Raw genomic sequence first — 1,724 nt, 5'->3', positions numbered from 1 at the left:
ATTCGCCACCCGGCCGGTGGGACTCTCCGCCGCATCGCCACCTTGCGCCGGTGTCCAGTCCGGCGGCACATGCAGCGGCTTTGGTGCCGGATCAGCAATGGCCGCAGGAGGCGGCGACGGCAATGGCGGCACATGGTCGTCATAGCTGAACTGCGGCGATTTCTGGGTGGTGCAGCCCGCCAGCGCGGTGGCCGACAGCAGGACAACGGCCAGCACGGATCGGGGCAAGCGCTGCGCCGGGGTGACGAACATTCCTTCGGTGAGAACAGCGGTCATTGGCTCATCTCCCGCGACCATGAGATCGCATTGACGTAGATGCCGAGGGGATTGGCGCGCAGGGTTTCCGCAGTGCGGGGCGTCTGGATCACCACGGTCAGGATCGCTGTCCAGCGCTCGGTGGATGACAGCTGACCGTTCTCGTAGCGCTTTTCCGTCCAGGCGACCCGAAAACTGTCCGGCGAGGCGCGGATGACGCTCGACACCTCGACCGAGACCTGCCGCTCGCCGACCCGCGCGAAGGGATCGTTGCCGCGGGCATGGTCGTTCAGCGCCGCGGCGCCGCGGTCGGTGGTCCAGTCGTAGGCCCGGAGCCAGTTCTGGCGCAGAATCACCGGATCGGCGGGAATCGAGCGGACCTGCTCGATGAAGCGGCCGAGATGCCAGGCGATCTGCGGATCGGTGGGTCGGTAATCGGCCGCAGCCGGCGCGACGGTCTGGGCCTGGCCGAGATCATCGACCTGCACCACCCAGGGTACCACGGTGCCGCGCGCCGATTGCCAGACCAGTGCCGCGGCGAAACCGGCGGCGAGGATCAGACAGGCGAAGGCCATCAGCCGCCAGTTCCGGGCCTGCACCCGGGCCGCGCCGATGCGCTCGTCCCAGACCTGCGCGGCCTTCTGATAGGGTGTCTCGGGCTCAGGCGTCTTGCCGTAATGCGTGGACGGGCGTGTGAACAGGTTCATGGCTTGTCGCTTTCGGAAAGGGAGACGGAGGCGCCGGGGCCATGGCTGTCGCCCGAGCGCACGGCATGGGCGGCGACGGTCGCGCCCCGGCCGAAGGCCTGCCCGCGCAGGCGCTGCGCCCAGGCGGGCGGGCTGCCGGTGGATGACGGCGCGGGCACAGATGCACCGACACCGCCGAGCGTTCCTTGCGTGGTGGATCCGCCAGTGCCGGTGAAGGCGGTCTTCACCCCGGCGGCATGGCTCCTGGAGATGCTGGCCGCCGCCTTGCGCAGCGGCGACAGGGCGGCAATGCCGGCGCCCTTGCCGACGCCTGCGGCCCCGGAGAGGGCGCCGCCGATCCCGGATTGTCCGGCGGAGTTGAACGTATAAGCAGCGGAGGCGGCGCCCGCCGTGGCGGCGCCACCGCGCACGGTCATGGCACCGCCCTTGGCGCCCAGCACCGTGGCGCCACCGGCGGCGAGCGCGGCGCCGCCCACCGCCAGTCCGGTCCCCGCGACGGCGCCTGCGCCAAGCTGCGGACCGCCGGAAACCAATCCGGTGGCGATGCCGGGCCCGAAGATGCCGAGGCCAAGCAGCGACAGCGCCGCCAGCACGATGGCCATGGCGTCGTCCACGGTGGGGGCAACGCCCCCGAAGCCCATGGTGAACTGGCTGAACAAGGTGCTGCCGATGCCGATGATCACCGCCAGGACCAACACCTTGATGCCTGAGGAGACGACATTGCCGAGCACGCGTTCGGCCATGAAGGCGGTCTTGCCGAAG

General features: G+C 70.2%; 2 protein-coding genes and 1 pseudogene. All 3 read right to left on the bottom strand.

What is annotated here, in order from left to right; translation table 11 throughout:
- Nucleotides 1-276: pseudogene (locus AQY21_RS07325) on the bottom strand (P-type conjugative transfer protein TrbG); the annotation flags it as partial.
- The gene (gene trbF / locus AQY21_RS07320) at nt 273-962 is read right to left on the bottom strand and encodes a conjugal transfer protein TrbF (protein WP_058097069.1); all 690 of its coding nucleotides are present in this window, start codon (nt 960-962) and stop codon (nt 273-275) included. The pseudogene AQY21_RS07325 and the gene trbF, both read right to left, overlap by 4 nt.
- Nucleotides 959-1,724, bottom strand: a 766-nt coding sequence (locus AQY21_RS07315) for a type IV secretion system protein (RefSeq protein ID WP_203416429.1), incomplete at its 5' end; no start/stop codon positions are given. The genes trbF and AQY21_RS07315, both read right to left, overlap by 4 nt.

Source organism: Paracoccus sp. MKU1 (assembly GCF_001447385.1).
GTDB lineage: Bacteria > Pseudomonadota > Alphaproteobacteria > Rhodobacterales > Rhodobacteraceae > Paracoccus.
The sequence above is the reverse complement of the archived record's forward strand: the minus strand, read 5'-3'. Positions and strand labels throughout refer to the sequence as shown.

Excerpts from the sequence above, each read along its gene's own strand:
- trbF (WP_058097069.1), bottom strand. The coding sequence starts at position 962 with ATGAACCTGTTCACACGCCCGTCCACGCATTACGGCAAGACGCCTGAG.